The 16,753-nt window shown below is 73.7% G+C and carries 20 protein-coding genes; 15 read left to right on the plus strand and 5 right to left on the minus strand.

Translation table 11 applies throughout. The features are described from left to right. Positions 1-116: 116 nt before the first annotated feature. The 14 genes from BJ993_RS21525 to BJ993_RS21590 all read left to right on the plus strand — a co-directional run bounded on the left by BJ993_RS21525 (position 117) and on the right by BJ993_RS21590 (position 11,988). Positions 117-1,130, plus strand: a complete 1,014-nt coding sequence (locus BJ993_RS21525) for a ParA family protein (RefSeq protein WP_179651140.1) — start codon at positions 117-119, stop codon at positions 1,128-1,130. Continuing rightward, positions 1,115-1,441 carry a hypothetical protein gene (locus BJ993_RS21530; protein ID WP_036545494.1) on the plus strand — a complete coding sequence of 109 codons (327 nt, stop codon included), beginning with the start codon at positions 1,115-1,117 and terminating at the stop codon, positions 1,439-1,441. Before BJ993_RS21525 ends, BJ993_RS21530 begins: the two co-directional genes overlap by 16 nt. Continuing rightward, positions 1,434-2,306, plus strand: a complete 873-nt coding sequence (locus tag BJ993_RS21535) for a segregation and condensation protein A (RefSeq protein WP_036545496.1) — start codon at positions 1,434-1,436, stop codon at positions 2,304-2,306. Before BJ993_RS21530 ends, BJ993_RS21535 begins: the two co-directional genes overlap by 8 nt. After that, positions 2,299-2,940, plus strand: a complete 642-nt coding sequence (gene scpB / locus BJ993_RS21540) for an SMC-Scp complex subunit ScpB (RefSeq protein ID WP_179651142.1) — start codon at positions 2,299-2,301, stop codon at positions 2,938-2,940. Before BJ993_RS21535 ends, scpB begins: the two co-directional genes overlap by 8 nt. After that, positions 2,930-3,682, plus strand: a complete 753-nt coding sequence (locus BJ993_RS21545; RefSeq protein ID WP_036545499.1) for a pseudouridine synthase — start codon at positions 2,930-2,932, stop codon at positions 3,680-3,682. Before scpB ends, BJ993_RS21545 begins: the two co-directional genes overlap by 11 nt. A 25-nt stretch (positions 3,683-3,707) precedes the next feature. Further along, positions 3,708-4,535 (plus strand): helix-turn-helix domain-containing protein, encoded by an 828-nt coding sequence (locus BJ993_RS21550; RefSeq protein ID WP_308645666.1) that lies wholly within the window; start codon positions 3,708-3,710, stop codon positions 4,533-4,535. Further along, positions 4,525-4,935 carry a VOC family protein gene (locus tag BJ993_RS21555; protein WP_036545501.1) on the plus strand — a complete coding sequence of 137 codons (411 nt, stop codon included), beginning with the start codon at positions 4,525-4,527 and terminating at the stop codon, positions 4,933-4,935. Before BJ993_RS21550 ends, BJ993_RS21555 begins: the two co-directional genes overlap by 11 nt. Positions 4,936-4,952: 17 nt before the next feature. Continuing rightward, a complete protein-coding gene (locus tag BJ993_RS21560) occupies positions 4,953-6,038 on the plus strand; it encodes a prephenate dehydrogenase (protein WP_308645667.1) in 1,086 nt (361 codons plus the stop codon). 24 nt (positions 6,039-6,062) lie between these two features. Continuing rightward, entirely contained in the window at positions 6,063-6,728 is a 666-nt protein-coding gene (gene cmk / locus BJ993_RS21565) for a (d)CMP kinase (RefSeq protein WP_207010705.1), read from the plus strand. Then, a complete protein-coding gene (locus tag BJ993_RS21570; RefSeq protein WP_179651144.1) occupies positions 6,725-7,444 on the plus strand; it encodes a lysophospholipid acyltransferase family protein in 720 nt (239 codons plus the stop codon). The genes cmk and BJ993_RS21570 overlap by 4 nt, the downstream gene beginning before the upstream one ends. Further along, complete coding sequence (der, locus tag BJ993_RS21575) at positions 7,437-8,777, plus strand: ribosome biogenesis GTPase Der (protein ID WP_179651146.1); 1,341 nt, start codon at positions 7,437-7,439, stop codon at positions 8,775-8,777. Before BJ993_RS21570 ends, der begins: the two co-directional genes overlap by 8 nt. A 135-nt stretch (positions 8,778-8,912) precedes the next feature. Further along, on the plus strand, positions 8,913-9,614 hold the full coding sequence (gene imuA' / locus BJ993_RS21580; protein ID WP_179651148.1) for a DnaE2-dependent mutagenesis accessory factor ImuA': 702 nt from the start codon (positions 8,913-8,915) through the stop codon (positions 9,612-9,614). 99 nt (positions 9,615-9,713) lie between these two features. Continuing rightward, complete coding sequence (locus tag BJ993_RS21585) at positions 9,714-11,324, plus strand: DNA polymerase Y family protein (protein WP_257027652.1); 1,611 nt, start codon at positions 9,714-9,716, stop codon at positions 11,322-11,324. A gap of 94 nt (positions 11,325-11,418) precedes the next feature. Continuing rightward, positions 11,419-11,988, plus strand: coding sequence for a hypothetical protein (locus BJ993_RS21590; RefSeq protein ID WP_179651150.1), 570 nt, complete (start codon positions 11,419-11,421; stop codon positions 11,986-11,988). 56 nt (positions 11,989-12,044) lie between these two features. On the opposite strand, the gene BJ993_RS21595 is transcribed toward BJ993_RS21590, so the two are convergent. The 5 genes from BJ993_RS21595 to serA form a co-directional block, all read right to left on the minus strand. After that, a complete protein-coding gene (locus BJ993_RS21595; RefSeq protein WP_179651151.1) occupies positions 12,045-12,251 on the minus strand; it encodes a hypothetical protein in 207 nt (68 codons plus the stop codon). A gap of 81 nt (positions 12,252-12,332) precedes the next feature. Continuing rightward, positions 12,333-13,142 carry a 2-phosphosulfolactate phosphatase gene (locus tag BJ993_RS21600; protein ID WP_308645668.1) on the minus strand — a complete coding sequence of 270 codons (810 nt, stop codon included), beginning with the start codon at positions 13,140-13,142 and terminating at the stop codon, positions 12,333-12,335. Positions 13,143-13,152: 10 nt separating this feature from the next. Further along, the gene (locus BJ993_RS21605) at positions 13,153-14,445 is read right to left on the minus strand and encodes an AAA family ATPase (protein WP_179651152.1); all 1,293 of its coding nucleotides are present in this window, start codon (positions 14,443-14,445) and stop codon (positions 13,153-13,155) included. 130 nt (positions 14,446-14,575) lie between these two features. After that, on the minus strand, positions 14,576-14,761 hold the full coding sequence (locus tag BJ993_RS21610) for a hypothetical protein (protein ID WP_179651153.1): 186 nt from the start codon (positions 14,759-14,761) through the stop codon (positions 14,576-14,578). Between the two features lie 80 nt (positions 14,762-14,841). After that, complete coding sequence (gene serA, locus BJ993_RS21615; protein ID WP_179651154.1) at positions 14,842-16,035, minus strand: phosphoglycerate dehydrogenase; 1,194 nt, start codon at positions 16,033-16,035, stop codon at positions 14,842-14,844. Positions 16,036-16,171: 136 nt separating this feature from the next. Between serA and BJ993_RS21620 the strand changes: the two genes are divergently transcribed. Continuing rightward, positions 16,172-16,738 carry a VOC family protein gene (locus BJ993_RS21620; protein ID WP_179651155.1) on the plus strand — a complete coding sequence of 189 codons (567 nt, stop codon included), beginning with the start codon at positions 16,172-16,174 and terminating at the stop codon, positions 16,736-16,738. Positions 16,739-16,753: the final 15 nt, after the last annotated feature.

Below are 16,753 nucleotides of genomic sequence, written 5' to 3' on the forward strand. Positions count from 1 at the left end.
GACGTCGTAGCGCGCGGCGCGCCTCCCGAATGTCGTCGTGTCGACATTGTTGGATGGAGAGGTCCCGGGCTCTGGGGAAGGAGCCCGCAACCACTCCACGACAAAAGGTGAGGGCGATGGTCGGTACCTACGGAGGATCCAGTGCACCCGACATGCCGCCGCGGATGCCGATCCCGGCTCCCGCGCGCGAGACGGGCAGCGAGGTCCCGCTCGGCACGGAGGACGCGATGACGCTGCAGTTCCCGACCCCGGAGACCCCCACGGTGCGGGTCCCGATCGAGCCGTCGGGCGACATCGGTCCGACCGGACGGCCGATGCCGTTCCTGCCGGACCCGCGACCGGTCACGGCCCACGGCCAGGCGCGGGTCATCGCGATGTGCAACCAGAAGGGCGGCGTCGGCAAGACCACGACGACCATCAACCTGGGCGCCGCGCTGGCCGAGTACGGCCGCAAGGTGCTGCTGGTCGACTTCGACCCGCAGGGCTCGCTCTCCGTCGGGCTCGGGCTCAACCCGCACGACATGGAGACGACGGTCTACAACCTGCTGATGGACCCGGAGACGACGCTCGACGAGGTCGTCGTGCCCTCCGGCGTGCCCGGCATGGACCTGCTGCCGTCCAACATCGACCTGTCGGCCGCCGAGGTCCAGCTCGTGCACGAGGTCGCCCGCGAGCAGACCCTGCAGCGCGTCCTGGCGCCGGCGATCGCCGAGTACGACGTCATCCTCATCGACTGCCAGCCCTCGCTCGGCCTGCTGACCGTCAACGCGCTCACCGCCTCGCACGGCGTGATCGTGCCGCTGGAGTGCGAGTACTTCGCGCTGCGCGGCGTCGCGCTCCTCAAGGCCACCATCGACAAGGTGAAGCAGCGCCTCAACCCCGGCCTGGAGGTCGACGGCGTCCTCGGCACCATGTACGACGGCCGCACGCTCCACGGCCGCGAGGTGCTCGAGCGCCTCGTGCAGGCCTGGGGCGACAAGGTCTTCCACACGGTCATCCGGCGCACGGTGAAGTTCTCCGACTCGACCGTGGCGGGCGAGCCGATCACGTCGTACGCCTCGGGCTCCAGTGGCGCCGAGGCCTACCGGCAGCTGGCGAAGGAGGTGGCGGTTCGGTGTCTCGACGTGTGAGCCTGCCGGCCGCCGACGACCTCTTCCGTCCCACCTCCGAGCCCGCCGTCCGGGCCGTCCCGGACCCGCCGGCCGAGCAGCCGGAGCAGCAGAAGGGGCCCAGCGGGCGGATCCGGCACGACGAGAAGATCACGGTCTACATCACCTCGCAGGAGCTGATGGACCTCGAGCGTGCCCGGCTGACCCTGCGCGGCGAGCACGGCCTCGCCGTCGACCGCGGCCGCCTGGTGCGCGAGGCGCTGCACCTGGTGCTCGCCGACCTCGAGACGGCCGGAGAGGACTCGCCCCTCGTCAGGCGCCTGCGTGAGTGAGGAGGTCGGGGCGGTCGCGGAGCCCGAGTCATCGGAGCCCAAGGGCGGCTTCGCCGTCCGCCTCGACAACTTCGAGGGTCCGTTCGACCTGCTGCTCAGCCTGATCTCGAAGCACAAGCTCGACGTCACCGAGATCGCGCTGTCGAAGGTCACCGACGAGTTCATCGCGCACGTCAAGGCCCTGCCCCAGACGGGCCTGGCGTCCGACGACCTCGAGGAGACGACCAGCTTCCTGCTCGTCGCGGCGACCCTGCTCGACCTCAAGGCGGCGCGGCTGCTGCCCCAGGGCGACGTGGAGGACGAGGAGGACCTCGCCCTGCTCGAGGCGCGCGACCTGCTGTTCGCGCGGCTGCTGCAGTACAAGGCCTACAAGCAGGTCGCAGCAGTCCTCGACACCCGCCTGCAGGCCGAGTCGCGGCGCTTCCCGCGCGCCGTCGGGCTCGAGGAGCGCTTCGCCGGGCTGCTGCCGGAGGTGCTCATCGGCATCGGCCTCGACCAGTTCGCCGCGCTCGCGGCGAAGGCGATGGAACCCAAGCCGGAGCTCGAGCTCACCCTCCACCACATCCACGCCCCGACGGTCAGCGTGCGCGAGCAGGCGATGGTCGTGGTCGACCGGCTGCGCCGGAGTGGGACGATGACCTTCCGGGCCCTGTGCGGTGACTCGCCCGACACGCTGACCACGGTCGCGCGCTTCCTCTCCCTGCTCGAGCTGTTCCGCGAGGGAGCGGTGGCCTTCGACCAGGTCACGCCGCTCGGCGAGCTGACCGTGCGCTGGACCGGCGACGAGGCGGTCGACGTGGACGACCTGATCACCGACGAGTTCGACGGGGGACCCCCGCCGGCTGAGGAGAAGAACGATGACTGAGCCGACCGACGAGGTCGCGACCGAGGAGGCGCTGGCCGTCCCGCTCGCCCCGCTGCGCCCCGCCCTGGAGGCGGTGCTGATGGTTGCCGACCAGCCGCTCGACCAGATCGCCCTCGCCACCGCCGTCGGGTATCCCGCGCAGGAGGTGGCCGAGGCGCTGGCCGCCCTGGCCGCCGAGTACGACGAGCAGGGCCGCGGCTTCGAGCTGCGCAATGTCGCCGGCGGCTGGCGCTTCTACACCCGCGAGGAGTACGCCGCGGTCGTCGAGGGCTTCGTCCTCGAGGGCCAGCAGGCGCGACTCACCCAGGCCGCGCTGGAGACCCTCGCGGTCGTCGCCTACCAGCAGCCGGTCTCCCGGGCCCGGGTCTCCGCCGTGCGCGGCGTCAACGTCGACGGCGTCATGCGCACGCTGCTCAACCGCGGGCTGGTCGAGGAGGCCGGCCAGGACGGCGAGCACGGCGCGACGCTCTACCGCACGACGTCGTACTTCCTGGAGCGGATCGGGATCGTCTCCCTCGACGAGCTGCCGGACCTGGCCCCGCACCTGCCCGACCTCGCCGAGATGGAGGAGGAGCTCGCCGCCTCCTCTCCCGAGCCCGAGCCCGTCGCCGAGGAGTCCTCCGATGGCGCGTGAGATCGCGGTCGACGAGGACGGCCTGATCCGGCTGCAGAAGCTGCTCGCCCAGTCCGGCGTCGCCTCGCGGCGCCGCTGCGAGGAGCTGATGCTCGACGGCGAGGTCGAGGTCGACGGCGAGGTCGTCACCCGCCTCGGCACGAAGGTCGACCCGCGCACGGCCGTCATCAAGGTCTCCGGCAAGCGCCTGCCGCCGGTCTCCGCCCACGTCTACCTCGTCCTCAACAAGCCACGCGGCGTGGTGTCCACCATGTCCGACCCGGAGGGGCGTCGTACCCTCAGCGACTTCGTCGGCGACCGGCCCGAGCGGCTCTTCCACGTCGGCCGGCTCGACACCGACACCTCCGGGCTGCTGCTGCTCACCAACGACGGCGACTTCGCGCACCGGATGGCGCACCCGTCCTTCGAGGTCGAGAAGACCTATGTCGCCGAGGTGGCCGGCCGGCTGACCAAGGCCACCGTCGCCGACCTCCTCGCCGGGGTGACCCTCGAGGACGGTCCGGTCGACGTGCGCCGGGCCCGGATCATCGCGACCGCCAACGAGAAGTCGATCATCGAGCTGGTCATCCACGAGGGCCGCAACCGGATCGTGCGGCGCCTGCTCGACCACGTCGGCCACCCGGTCCGCCAGCTCAGCCGCACCCGCTTCGGCCCGATCGAGCTCGGCACCCTCGGCAGCGGGACACTGCGCGAGCTCAGCGACGACGAGCTCGGCCAGCTGCTGGAGCTGGTCGGCCTGTAGGAGCCATCTGGCCTACGGTGGACGGGTGATCCCGGTCCCGCCGGTCCCCGTCGCGCTGCGCAGGCATGTCGCCGCGCGGATCCCGTACGACGTCGACTTCGGCGCACCCGGCGTCCACCGTGGCCTGCCGTCCACCACGATCACGCTCGTCCTGCCGCTCGACGACCCGCTGCGCGTCTCGTGGGCGGGACGCCCGGGCACCCTGCACGCCGCGTTCTCGTCGCTGTCGGGGCTGCACGCCGCGCCGGCGGCGATCCACCACGACGGCACCCAGCGCGGCGTCCAGCTCGCGCTGACCCTCGAGGGTGCGCGGGTGCTGCTGGGGCGACCTGCCGCGGACCTGTCGGGGGAGCTGACCGACCTGGAGGAGGCCGTCGTACCCACGGCCCTGCGGGAGCTGCCCGAGCGGCTGCACGCGCTCGCGACCTGGCCGGCCCGGGTGGCGCTCGTCGACCGCACCCTCGCCGCACTCGCCGCTCGCGGGGGAGACGCCGCCCCGCGGGCGGAGGTGGCCCGGGCGCTCGCGCTGCTGACGGCCGGGCGGCGCGTGGCCGAGGTGGCCCACGACGTGGGCTACAGCCGCCGGCGGCTCGGGACGCTGGTCCGCGCCGAGTGCGGGCTGGCGCCGAAGGAGCTCCAGCGGATCGCGCGCCTCGAGGTCGCCCGCCGCCTGCTCGGGCGCCGGCCGCTGGCCGAGGTCGCCGCGGTCTGCGGGTACGCCGACCAGGCGCACCTGGCGCGGGAGTGGCGGGCGCTCGCGGGCTGCACGCCCACGGCCTGGCTGCGTGAGGAGTTCCCGTTCGTCCAAGACCACGGGGCGGACGGGGGAGCAGGCTCGGACCGTGAGCACTGACGAGTTGGCCGCCACCGTGCGGCTCTGGCCCGCCCTGCAGTTCCGTGACGTCGACGCGATGACCACCTGGCTGGGGGCCATCGGCTTCGTCGAGCACGCCACCCACCGCGACGGGACCGGGACGGTGGTCCACGCCGAGTGGCTCTGGCCGGGCGGAGGAGGAGTGATGTTCGGTGCCGTCCGCGACGAGAGCCCGCTGCAGCCGGCCGGGTCGGGAGCGGTCTACCTCGTGACGGACGACCCGGACGCGGCGTTCGAGGCCGCCGTGGCCGCCGGCGCCACCGTGGAGCGGGCGATGGTGGACCAGGACTACGGCGGGCGGGGCGGCAGCGTGCGGGACCCGGAGGGCAACCACTGGTCGTTCGGGTCCTACCAGCCCGGCGCTGGGGCGGGGGCGTGATCCCCTAACCTTGCGGGGTGCCTGAGACCAGCGAAGCCGGCATCCTCACCGGGCCCGTCGAGATCGTCGGCACCGGCCTGATCGGCACGTCGATCGCGCTGGCCTGCCGCCGCGCCGGCCTCGAGGTGCTGCTCACCGACACCGCGCCCGACCACCTCCGGACCGCGACCGGGCTGGGCGCCGGACGGGCACGCACGCCGGCCGACGTCCCGCAGCTGGTCGTGGTCGCCGTACCCCCGGACGCGCTGGGGCCCGCTGTCGTGGCCGCGCTCGATGCCGCCGGCCCGGACACGGTCGTGACCGACGTGGGCAGCGTGAAGGCACCGCCGCTGGATGCCGTCGGGGCGCACCCGTCCCGCAGCCGGTACGTCGGCAGCCACCCGATGGCCGGCACCGAGTACAGCGGTCCGCTGACCGCCAGCGCCTCGCTCTTCGACGGCCGCCCGTGGGCGGTCACGCCGGGACCCGACGCCACGCCCGCCGCCACTCGCACGGTCGAGGCCCTGGTCCGGCTCTGCGGCGCCGTGACCGTCCGGCTGAGCCCGGTCGAGCACGACCGCGCCGTGGCCCGGACCTCCCACGTGCCGCACCTGATGGCCTCCCTCGTGGCCGGCACCCTCGCGGCGGCACCGCCCGAGCACCTCGCACTCTCCGGCACCGGCGTGCGCGACGTCACCCGCGTCGCCGGCGGCGACCCGCGGCTCTACAGCCAGATCATCGCGGGCAACGCCGCCGAGGTGGCCGCGCTGCTCACCGAGGTGCGGGCGCGGCTGGACCTCGTCCTGGAGGCGGTCACCGACGACGACCGGGTCGGGCTCGAGTCGCTGCTCGGCTACGGCCAGGCCGGGACCCGCGCCATCCCGGGCAAGCACGGAACGGCTCCGCAGGCGATGGAGGCGGTCCGGGTCGCCGTACCCGACCACCCGGGGGAGCTGGCGCGCCTGTTCGCCGACGCCGGGGACAGCGGGGTCAACATCGAGGACGTCCGGATCGACCACGACCCCGGTCGCCCGGTCGGCCTCGTCGAGCTCGACGTGGTGGCCGAGCGCGCCGAGGACCTGCGGGTGGCGCTGGAGTCGAAGGGCTGGGCCACGCAGATCTGACGACTCACCGGTAGTCTGCGGGCCGTGAATGCACCGCTGAACGTCGTTGTGGCCGTGGACGGAACGTCCGGTTCGGGCAAGTCGAGCACCTGTCGCGCTGTCGCCGACCGGCTCGGCCTGCGCTACCTCGACACGGGCGCGCAGTACCGCGCGATGACGTGGTGGATGCTGAGCAACGGCATCGACGTGCACGACCCGGCGGCCGTCGCCGCGCGGGCGCAGGACCCGCAGATCGTGTCCGGCACCGACCCGCTCGCGCCGACGATCACCGTCGACGGCACCGACGTGTCGGTCGAGATCCGCAGCGACGAGGTCAACGGCGCGGTCTCGCCCGTCAGCGCCGTGCCCGAGGTGCGCGCCCGGCTGGTCGACCTGCAGCGTTCGATCGTGGGCGACGGGGGAATCGTCGTCGAGGGCCGTGACATCGCCTCCGTCGTGTGCCCCGACGCCGACGTGAAGGTCTACCTGACCGCCGACCCGGCCGCCCGCGCCGCCCGCCGCGCCCTCGAGAACGGTGGCGCCGACGTCGCCGCCACCGAGGCGTCGCTGCTCGCTCGCGACAAGATCGACTCGGGGCGTGCCGTGGCCCCGCTGACCCAGGTCGACGGTGCCGTCCACATCGACTCGACCGACCGGACCCTCGACGAGGTCATCGAGCTGGTGGTGGGCCTGGTGATGGAGCGCGTGTGAACGCAGCCCACCAGGAGGCGCCGCGCTCCGACGGGGTCGAGACCCCGGCCCGCTGGCTGCTCGTGCGCGGCCGGCCGGCCTCGCGCTGGCTGATCCGGCGCCGGTACGACGTCCGGGTGCACCACCCCGAGCGCTTCCCCGCGCACGGGCCGGCCGTCGTGGCCGGCAACCACGTGGGTTTCGTCGACGGGCCGCTGATGGCGATCTTCGCCCCCCGGCCGGTGCACGCGCTGACCAAGGAGGAGATGTTCAGCGGGCCGCTCGGGTGGTTCCTGCGCCGGGCCGGGCAGGTGCCCCTGGACCGCTTCCACACCGACCCGAGGGCGGTCCGCACGGCGCTGCGGGTGCTGCGCGACGGGCACGCGGTCGGGGTGTTCCCGGAGGGCACGCGGGGCCCGGGCGACCTGACCACGTTCCACACGGGCGCGGCGTACCTGGCGCTGGTGACCGGCGCGCCCGTCGTACCCATGACCTTCCTGGGGACCCGCCTGCCGGGCGGGCGGAGCAGTTCGCTGCCCCCCAAGCGGGCGCAGATCGACATCGTGGTCGGCGAGCCGATGGCCGTCGATGCGGTGTCCTGGCCCCGGACGAGGGATCATGTACGTCTGACGTCGGCCGCCCTGCGCGCGCACATGCGCAGCGGGCTCGCCGACGCGCTCGAGGAGACGGGGCGGAGCCTGCCGGGTCCGCTCCCGCAAGGAGATCGTGATGAGTGAAGCTGCCCCCGCCGGGGTGGTCCCGGTGCTGGCCGTCGTCGGCCGGCCCAACGTCGGCAAGTCGACCCTGGTCAACCGCATCCTGGGCCGCCGCGAGGCGGTCGTCGAGGACATCCCCGGGGTGACCCGCGACCGCGTCTCGTACGACGCCGAGTGGAACGGCCGGGCGTTCACGGTGGTCGACACCGGTGGCTGGGACCCGGACGCCCGCGGCATGGCCGCGATGATCAAGGCGCAGGCCGAGATCGCCGTCGGCCTCGCCGACGCGGTTCTCTTCGTCGTCGACTCGACGGTCGGCATCACCGACGCCGACGAGGCGGTCGTGCGGGTGCTGCGCAAGTCCGGCAAGCCCGTCGTACTGGCCGCCAACAAGGTCGACGACGAGCGAGCCGAGGCCGAGGCCTACGGCCTGTGGAACCTCGGCCTGGGCGAGCCGTTCAGCGTCTCCGCGCTGCACGGGCGCGGCTCCGGCGACCTGCTCGACGCCGTGCTGTCGGTCCTGCCCGAGGCGCCCGAGCACGGCTACGAGGAGCTCGGCGGCCCCCGCCGGATCGCCATCGTCGGCCGTCCCAACGTCGGCAAGTCCTCGCTGCTCAACAAGCTGGCCGGCGAGGAGCGGGTCGTCGTCGACAACGTCGCCGGCACCACCGTCGACCCGGTCGACGAGCTGGTCGAGCTGGGCGGCCAGACTTGGCGCTTCATCGACACCGCGGGCATCCGCAAGCGGGTCAAGGAGGCCTCGGGCCACGAGTACTACGCCTGGCTGCGGACCTCCACCGCCATCGAGCGGGCCGAGGTGTGCGTGCTGGTCCTCGCCGGCGACGAGTCGATCGCCGAGCAGGACATGCGGATCCTGCAGGAGGTGCGCGAGGCCGGCAAGGCGCTCGTCATCGCCTTCAACAAGTGGGACCTCGTCGACGCCGAGCGCCGCTACTACCTCGACCGCGAGATCGAGCGCGACCTGGTGCAGGTGCAGTGGGCGCCGCGGATCAACATCACCGCCAAGACCGGCTGGCACATCGACCGGCTCGTGCCGGCGCTGACCCGCGCGATCGAGGGCTGGGAGACGCGGGTGTCGACCGGCGCCCTCAACTCGTTCCTCGGCCGGATCGTCGCCGAGCACCCGCACCCGGTGCGCGGTGGCAAGCAGCCGCGGATCCTCTTCGGCAGCCAGGTCTCGACGGCGCCGCCGGTGTTCAAGCTGTTCACCACCGGCAAGCTCGACCAGGGCTACGAGCGGTTCATCGAGCGCCGCCTGCGCGAGGAGTTCGGGTTCGTCGGCACGCCGATCGAGATCAAGGTGCAGCCGCGGGAGAAGCGCGGGCGGAGGTAGGTTCGCGGGTCGGCGTGAGTGTTGCGGTTTGGTCCCAAACCGCAACAATTCACGCCCCCCGGGATGCAGTTCGTGCCCGATCGACGAGGGTGATCAGCACTTGCGTCGTTCGAACAAATGTTCGAACATGGACGGGTGAGCATCCGCGCCGTCGAGACCCCTGAGCTGGTCGACCCACGCGCGGTCGTCGACCAGCTCCGCGGCCGGATCCAGGCCCTCCAGGGTGGCCCGACCCGGCTGAGCGTGCCGACCCTGCCCGTCTTCGACGGCCTGGTGCAGCTGCGCACCGGGGGTGTGTACGGCGTCGACTCGGCCAGCCTCGGCATGGCGCTCGCCGCGGGGGCGTCGCAGGCCGGGGAGTGGGTCGGCTTCGCCGGGTGGGACGACTTCGGCGTCGAGGCGGCCCACCAGTGGGGGATCGACCTCTCCCGCACCGTGCTCGTCCCGTCGCCGGGGGAGCACTGGCTCGAGGTCACCGCGGCGCTGGTCGACGTGCTCAAGGTGGTGGTGCTGCGGCCGCCCGGTCAGGTCGACGCGAAGTCGGCGAGCATCATCGACGCCCGGCTCCGGGCGCGCTCGGGTGTGCTGGTCGTGCAGGGCGACTGGCCGCGCTGCGAGGTGCGGCTGGCGGCCGAGCGGAGCGCCTGGCTGGGCATCGGCGCCGGGCGCGGGCGACTGCGCGAGCGCCGGGTGGAGCTGGTCGCCCGCGGTGGTGGGCGGATGCCGACGCGGTCCGAGGTGGCGCTCGCGGGAGGCGCGGCCCAAGGCCATGCCTCCCCATCCCTGGCGGCGCCCGCGCCGCCCATCACGCACGCTGGCCGCGTTGCCGATGCTTGAAAGACGCCCAGTCTGCCCGCGCATCGGCGCCTTGCCAGCGCACGTGCTGGACGACGTGGGCATCCACCGAGGATGGGGAGGCGCGGCCTAGTGCGCACCATGGTCGTCTGGTGCCCCGACTGGTCGGTGACGGCGGGGCTGCTCGAGCTCGCCGACGGCAGGGGCGAGGACGATCCCGTGCTCGACGTCGGCGCGCCGGCCGTCGTACTCGCGAACAACCGGGTGGTCGTCTGCAATGCCACCGCCCGGGCGGAGGGGGTGCGTCGCGGCCAGCGCCGGCGTGACGCCCAGGCGCGCTGTCCCGAGGTGGTGCTGCTGAGCGCCAACCCCGACCGGGACGCGCGCTGGTTCGAGCCGGTGCTCACGACCGTGGAGGAGGTCCGGCCCGGGGTCGCCCCGCTGCGGCCGGGCCTGCTCGCGCTGCCGGCTCCCGGACGCTACTTCGCGCGGGGCGGTGAGGGTGGCATCGGTGGCGAGGAGGCAGCGGCGGCGCTGCTGGCCGAGCACCTCGTCGGTGCCGGGGTGTGGGACTGCCGGTTCGGTGCGGCCGACGACCTGTACGCCGCCGAGCGGGCCGCTCGCCAGGCCACGCCCCAGGGCTGCCTGGTCGTGCCCGCCGGTGGGTCGGCGGAGTTCCTGCGCAGCCTGCCGGTGACCGCGCTCGCCGACGACGGGCCGGAGGGGGCGGAGCTCGCCGACCTGCTGCGCCGGCTCGGGCTGGTGCTGCTCGGTGACTTCGCCGCGCTCTCGGGGGCCTCGGTGAGCAACCGGTTCGGTGCCTACGGCGTCGAGGTGTGGCGCCGGGTGCAGGGCGAGGAGGTCGTCCGGCTGGCCTCGCGCACACCCCCGCCCGAGCTGGCCTGCGAGATCTCCTTCGAGCCGCCGCTCGACTCCGCCGAGGCGGTCACCTTCAGCGTGCGCACCACGGCCGAGAGGTTCGTCGCCGGGCTCTCCGAGCGACAGCTCGTCGCGACCGGGGTGCGGATCGAGGCGGAGTTCGAGGACGGCGTCTCGGCCCGGACCTGGCTGCACCCGCGCTGCTTCACCTCCCGCGACCTCGTCGACCGGGTGCACTGGCAGCTGCAGGCCGGCATGGCCGGCTCGGGACTGCGCAGCCGCAAGTCGACGGGGGAGTCGATCACCTCCCCGGTCACCCTCGTCCGCTTCCTCCCCGACACCGTCGAGCCCGCCGGCGCCCACGTCGACGGGCTCTGGGGTGGCGGTGCTGACGACCAGGTCGTGCGGGGCGTGGCGCGGGTCCAGGCCATGGTCGGGTACGACGCCGTCCGGGTCCCGGTCCGCCAGGGCGGCCGGAGCGCGGCCGACCGCCAGGCGCTGGTCCCGTGGGGGGAGCGGCCGGTCGGCCTGCGTCCCGTCGACCGGCCGTGGCCGGGCCGGATCCCCGGGCCGGCGCCGAGCAGGGTGTTCGCCGAGGCGCTGGAGGCCGAGGTCGTCGACGAGGCGGGTGTCGACGTCGCCGTCACCAGCCGGGGGCAGGTGACCGGACCGCCGTGGCGGTTCCGGATCGGCCGGCGCTGGCACCCGGTCGCCTCGTGGGCCGGGCCGTGGCCGGTCGACGAGTCCTGGTGGCTGGGGGCGGGCAGCGGCGGCCGCGCCGCCCGCTTCCAGGTGGTCGGTGTCGACGGGCGGGCCTGGCTGCTGTGCTGGCGCAGCCCCGGCTCCTGGGAGGTGGAGGCGGCGTACGACTAGGTGCGACGAGGTGCGACGAGGTCGTGCCCGCCAGGGGATGGGAGACGCGACCCGGGAGGTCTACGCTGCAAGGGATGACACGTGGAGGCTCCCCATGGCACGCAACGGCAGCCCGGCGGACGTGATCCCCCGGAACCTCAGGGCGCTGCACGGCGCCCTCGAGCACAGCGTCACCATCCAGGCGACCAAGCTGCAGGAGCTGATGGACGACCTCGTCGTCCGAGGCTCGCTGACCCGCGCCGAGGCCGACAACCTCCTCGGCCAGCTGGTGAGCGCCAGCAAGGCCTACTCCCAGGCGCTGCTGCAGGTCCTCGACACCGTCACCGAGACCGCGACGGCGCCGGTGCGCGCGACGGCAGGACGCCTCGCCGGGACGGCCGGCGCGATGGCCGGGACCGTGGCGCAGTCGGTCAGGCAGGCGCCGCGCCTCGTGCCCGGACGGGGCAGGTCCACCACGAAGACGGCCTCGCGGTCGGCGAGCGCCGGGCCCGCCCCGGCGCCGGTGGTGGCCGTGCTGCCCGACCTGTCGACGCTGACCGTCCCGCAGGCGAAGTCCCGCCTCGCCGGACTGGACGCGTCCGCGCTGCGTCGGCTGCGCGAGCAGGAGGTCGCGGGCAAGAACCGCAAGGGCGTGCTGGACGAGATCGCCCGCCAGCTGGGCTGAGCAGACGTCCGCATCGCCACGGTCGTGACCCTCGCCCCGGGACTCGTCGCCGAGGGTCAGGGACTGCGCCGCCACTGACGGACGATCCACACCATGCAGACCAGCCAGGCGAGGACCACGGCCACGTCGTCGACGTGCACGCCGTGGGTCGGGCTGAACGTGATGATGACCGGACCGGAGAGCCGGGAGCTTCCCGCCAGCGCCTCGACGGTGATCCCGCTGACGAGGACGGCGCCGGCGGCCAGCTGGAGACGGGGCGACATGATCGCGTCATCGTAGTGGGGCGGATCGGCCCGTCGGACGTGACGTCCGAGCGCGCGCTTCGCGCGGCACCGGCCGGGCCCCTACTGCGGGGCAGGGCCGGACGGGTCCCCGCGGACGAACCCGTCGCTCGTGAGCACCGGGACCACGTCGTCCACGTCGACCTCTGCTGCCGTCGCGACGTCCGCGCCGAACCCGGCGTCGACCAGCTCGCGGCCGCTCGCACAGGCGCGCAGCTCGTCGCCGATCCGGTCGGCGACGGCCCGCCAGGCAGCCAGCGCGACCTGCGCCTCGGCGCTGGTCGGCACCTCGACGTGGGCCCGCAGCGCGTCGAGGACCGCGCCCGCGCCCCACAGGTCCTCCACGGCCGGGCGCAGGGTGTCGTCGGGCCAGCGCTCGCCGGACGCGACGAGCGCCACCGTCGCGCCCGCGGCCACCCGGGGGAGGAGCCACCGGGCCACTGCCGTCCGGTTGCGCAGGGACGCGGCGACCACGGTCGCTCCCGAGCCCGCGTCGCGGACGGCCGCGCAGATGGTGGAGCCGTTGGGCGAGGGCAGGACCAGCCGGTCGACGTACCTGCAGGTGAGGAGCTGGGCAGGGGACAGGCTCGGGGGCGGGTCGTCGAGCTGCCGCGCCTCGAACCGGCCGACGGCCAGCGTGGCGCCCGCCGCCTCGGCGTAGGCCGCGGCCCGGTCGTCCTTCCACGGGAACGGCAGCACGCGCATGCCGCGGAGAGTGGCGATGGAGAGGGTCGTCGTGAACGACAGGACGTCGACCACGACCACGACGTCGGCGTCGGAGGTCAGGGCGGCTGCTCCGGTCGGTCCCCACTCGAGCCGGAGCCTGCTGCCGGGCTGCGTGTGCGCGAGGTCCGGCTCCATGGGATGCGACACCGGGCGTGTCCTAGAGGTACTGGCCCGCGGCCGGCTTGGGCTCCCGCCAGCCGCCGGCGCGGGCCTGGGCCAGCAGCGCGGCGGTGGTCACCGCGTCGGAGGTCTCCAGGACGGTGGCCCGCACGAGCTCCTTGAGGTCCGCCCCGGTGGCGCCGTCGGTGGCGCGGGCGACGGCCGGCAGGTCGAGGTCGGCGTCGCTCCAGGCGAGATAGCGCTGAAGGATCGCCAGGCGGCCCTCGACGCCGGGGGCCTCCATCTTGATGACGGTGTCGAACCGCGACGAGCGCCGCGCGGCCTTGTCGATCTTGCGGTGGTCGTTGGTCGACGCGATCACGACGACACCGCTGCGGTCGGCGAGGCCTCCGTCCATCACGTTGAGGAACTCGCGCAGCCGGTGGGGGTTGGTCTCGCCCCGCTCGCCCACGATCAGGTCGAGGTCGTCCATCAGGACCAGGCTCGGCGACAGGTCGGACGCCAGCTCGAACAGGTCGGTGAGCGAGTGCTCGGTCACCGTGGTGTCCGGCACGAGCACGGTGGCCCGGCCGGCCAGCTCGTGGGCGACGACGGTGCCCAGCTGGGTCTTGCCCGTCCCCGGAGGTCCGACCAGGAGCAGGCCGGTGCTGGTCCCGAGGCCGCGCGCGGCGAGGTCGTCGGCGAGGTCGATCACGCGGTGCACCCGGCGATCGACCGTGTGCCAGACCGAGGGGTCGAGCTTGAGGTGGTCACGGGTCGCGGCCCGGCCGGTCCACCGCTGGAGCAGCAGGCCGGCATCGCTGACCACGACGCGGTAGGCGCCGCGGCGGTAGGGCGACTCCGCGCGGCAGGTGCGCAGGAAGGACTCGAACAGCTCCGGGAGGACGGCGTTGTCGGCGGCGCGACCGATGAGCTGGACGTCCGGCCCGAAGCGGTGCGGCGCGATGCGGGCAACGACGGGGACGGCGCCCAGCGTGCCCGCCGGCAGCAGGACGCTGACGGCGGCGTAGCCCCGGACGTCGCCAGCGGCGCCCGGGATCGACTGGGTCATGGCGGGCCCCGCGGGCACCGAGCCGACGGGGTCGAGGCCCCAGCGCGCCTGCGCCTCGTGGAGCCAGTGCCCGACGGCGTGGGTGACGGCGAGCTCCGGGCACTCCTCCAGCACGACCAGGTCGGTGGGGTCGACGCCCAGCTGCGCGGCGGCGTACTCGAACGGGGTGCTGTCGGCCGGCTGGCGACGCACGAACTCGCGGTCGATGGCCTCGGCCAGCAGCCGGAGGGCAGGCAGCGGCGCCTCCACGAGGAGGTCCGTCACGTCGATGTCGGTCATGTTCACCACCTTCTGGGTACGTCGGGCCGGTCGGGCACAGCTGGACAGTGTGCGCCGACCGGTCCGGCCGGCGCCAATGGTTATCCAGGGGTCCGGCACAACTCCGGCGTCGGTGGTGACGGGCGACCGGTCAGTCCGGGCCCGGCGTCTGGCTGCTCTCGCGGCGGGTCCCCTCGGGGTCGTCGACCCGCTCGTCGGAGTCGTCGAGGATGGCCTCGGCCTGTGCCCGGGGATCCTCGCTGCCGGCCTCGACCTCCTCGGGAAGGAGCTCGGCCCGTTCGGAGATCCGCTCGTCGTCGGCTGGTTCGCGTCCCATGTCGCAGCGCTACCCGTTGGCGGTGCGGGCATGCGACGCCGGACGGCGCCGCTCGCCGGCAGCGCTCAGCGGGAGTGCTCCTAGAAGGTGCGCACCCAGACGCAGTGCTCGGAACCGCGCAGGGTCTCCACGGCCTCGGCCGAGAGCGGCTCGGAGGCGTCCACGACGACGTACCCGAGGCTGTTGCGGGTCGACAGGTGCTGGCCGACCACGTTGTCGCCGGCGTCGGAGAAGGCCGCGTTGAGGCCGGTCAGCACGCCGGGGACGTTGTGGTGGAGGAAGCCGATCCGGTGGCCGGGGGTGAACTCGCCCGGCAGGACGTCGGGCAGGTTGACCGACAGCGCGGTGCTGCCCTCCAGGGCGAAGCGGGCGAGCTTCTCGGCGACGAAGCCACCGATCTCCTCCTGCGCCTCCTGCGTCGAGCCGCCGATGTGGGGCGTGAGGATGACGTTGTCGAGGCCGCGCAGCACGGAGGTGAACGGGTCGCCCTGCGCCTTGGGCTCGGCCGGGAAGACGTCCACGGCGGCGCCGGCGATGTGGCCCGACAGCAGGTTCTCGCGCAGGGCGTCGTAGTCGACGACCATGCCGCGCGAGGCGTTGATGAACATCGCACGACGCTTCATCTGCGCGAACTCGCCGGCGCCGAAGAAGCCGGCGTTGCCGGGACGGCCGTCGACGTGGAGGCTGACGACGTCGGACACGGCGAGCAGCTCGGGCAGCGTGCGGACGCGGCGGGCGTTGCCGTGGGCCGGACGGTCGGCGGTGTCGTAGAAGACGACGCTCATGCCGAGGGCCTCGGCGACGGTCGAGAGCTGCGTGCCGATGTTGCCGTAGCCGACGATGCCGAGGGTGCGGCCACGGACCTCGTGGCTGCCCTTGGCCGACTTGTCCCAGATCCCGTCGTGCATCCGCTGGGTCTTCTCCGGCAGGCGGCGGGCGAGGCTGATGATCTCGGCGATGACGAGCTCGACGACGCTGCGCGTGTTGGAGTACGGCGCGTTGAACACCCCGATGCCGCGCTCGGCGGCGGCGGCCAGGTCGACCTGGTTGGTGCCGATGCAGAAGCAGCCGACGGCGAGCAGCCCGGGGGCGGCGTCGAGGACGCGGGCGGTGACATTGGTGTTGGAGCGGATGCCGAGCAGGTCGACCCCGTCGAGGGAGGCGATCAGCTCGTCCTCGGACAACGACCCCGCGCGGAGCTCCACGTCGTACCCGCGGCCCTCCAGGTACTCGACGGCGGCGGGGTGGATGTTCTCGAGCAGCAGAGCCTTCACGGGACAACGGTAGGGGAGCGCGGGCGCAGGTCCGAACAGCGGCCCCCGCCGTGATACCGCTCGTGCAGCGCCCGGGCTCCTCGTGCACCGGAGATCGGCTCGACACCCGGTCGGTGCACCCGCCTAGGGTGGGCGCGTGTTCCTCGAGAATGTCGTCTTCGACGCCACCGATCCACGCTCCCTGGGCCGCTCCTGGGAGTCCCGGCTCGGCACCACGACCCTGACCGACGTGCCCGAGGGCTTCGAGACGCGGCTCGAGCTCCCGGGCTGGCCCTATCTCGACCTGTGCTTCCAGCGGGTGCCCGAGCCACCCACCGGCCCGGAGCGGCTGCGCCTCGACGTCGACGGCGACACCGGCGCCCTCGCGGCGCTGGTCCTCGAGTCGGCGGACCCGGAGCGGGACCGTGCGTTCTGGGCCTGGCTGACCGGCTGGGTGCCGGTGGAGGGGAGGGGGGCGGTGCTGCGGCACCCGTCCTCGAACGGGCCGGTGCTCGAGCTGGCGCCCGAGCGGGCGCCGAAGGTCGACGGGAAGAACCGGATCCACCTCGACATCCGGCTCGAGGAGGAGGACCCGGACGAGGTGGCCCGGGCGATCGCCGACCACGGCGGACGGGAGCTCGACCTCGGCTACGGCGAGCTGCCGTGGCGCCACTACGCCGACCCCTCGGGCAACGAGCTCTGCGTGCTGGTGGCCCACCACTGACTTCCTGTCGAACAC

It is taken from the genome of Nocardioides aromaticivorans (genome assembly GCF_013408525.1).
Taxonomy (GTDB): domain Bacteria; phylum Actinomycetota; class Actinomycetes; order Propionibacteriales; family Nocardioidaceae; genus Nocardioides; species Nocardioides aromaticivorans.

Coding starts and splice junctions, on each gene's coding strand:
- BJ993_RS21590 (WP_179651150.1), top strand. CDS start 11,419: ATGGCACGCAACGGCAGCCCGGCGGACGTGATCCCCCGGAACCTCAGG.
- BJ993_RS21585 (WP_257027652.1), top strand. CDS start 9,714: ATGGTCGTCTGGTGCCCCGACTGGTCGGTGACGGCGGGGCTGCTCGAG.
- scpB (WP_179651142.1), top strand. CDS start 2,299: ATGACTGAGCCGACCGACGAGGTCGCGACCGAGGAGGCGCTGGCCGTC.
- der (WP_179651146.1), top strand. CDS start 7,437: ATGAGTGAAGCTGCCCCCGCCGGGGTGGTCCCGGTGCTGGCCGTCGTC.
- BJ993_RS21525 (WP_179651140.1), top strand. CDS start 117: ATGGTCGGTACCTACGGAGGATCCAGTGCACCCGACATGCCGCCGCGG.
- BJ993_RS21595 (WP_179651151.1), bottom strand. CDS start 12,251: ATGTCGCCCCGTCTCCAGCTGGCCGCCGGCGCCGTCCTCGTCAGCGGG.
- BJ993_RS21610 (WP_179651153.1), bottom strand. CDS start 14,761: ATGGGACGCGAACCAGCCGACGACGAGCGGATCTCCGAACGGGCCGAG.
- BJ993_RS21545 (WP_036545499.1), top strand. CDS start 2,930: ATGGCGCGTGAGATCGCGGTCGACGAGGACGGCCTGATCCGGCTGCAG.
- BJ993_RS21605 (WP_179651152.1), bottom strand. CDS start 14,445: ATGACCGACATCGACGTGACGGACCTCCTCGTGGAGGCGCCGCTGCCT.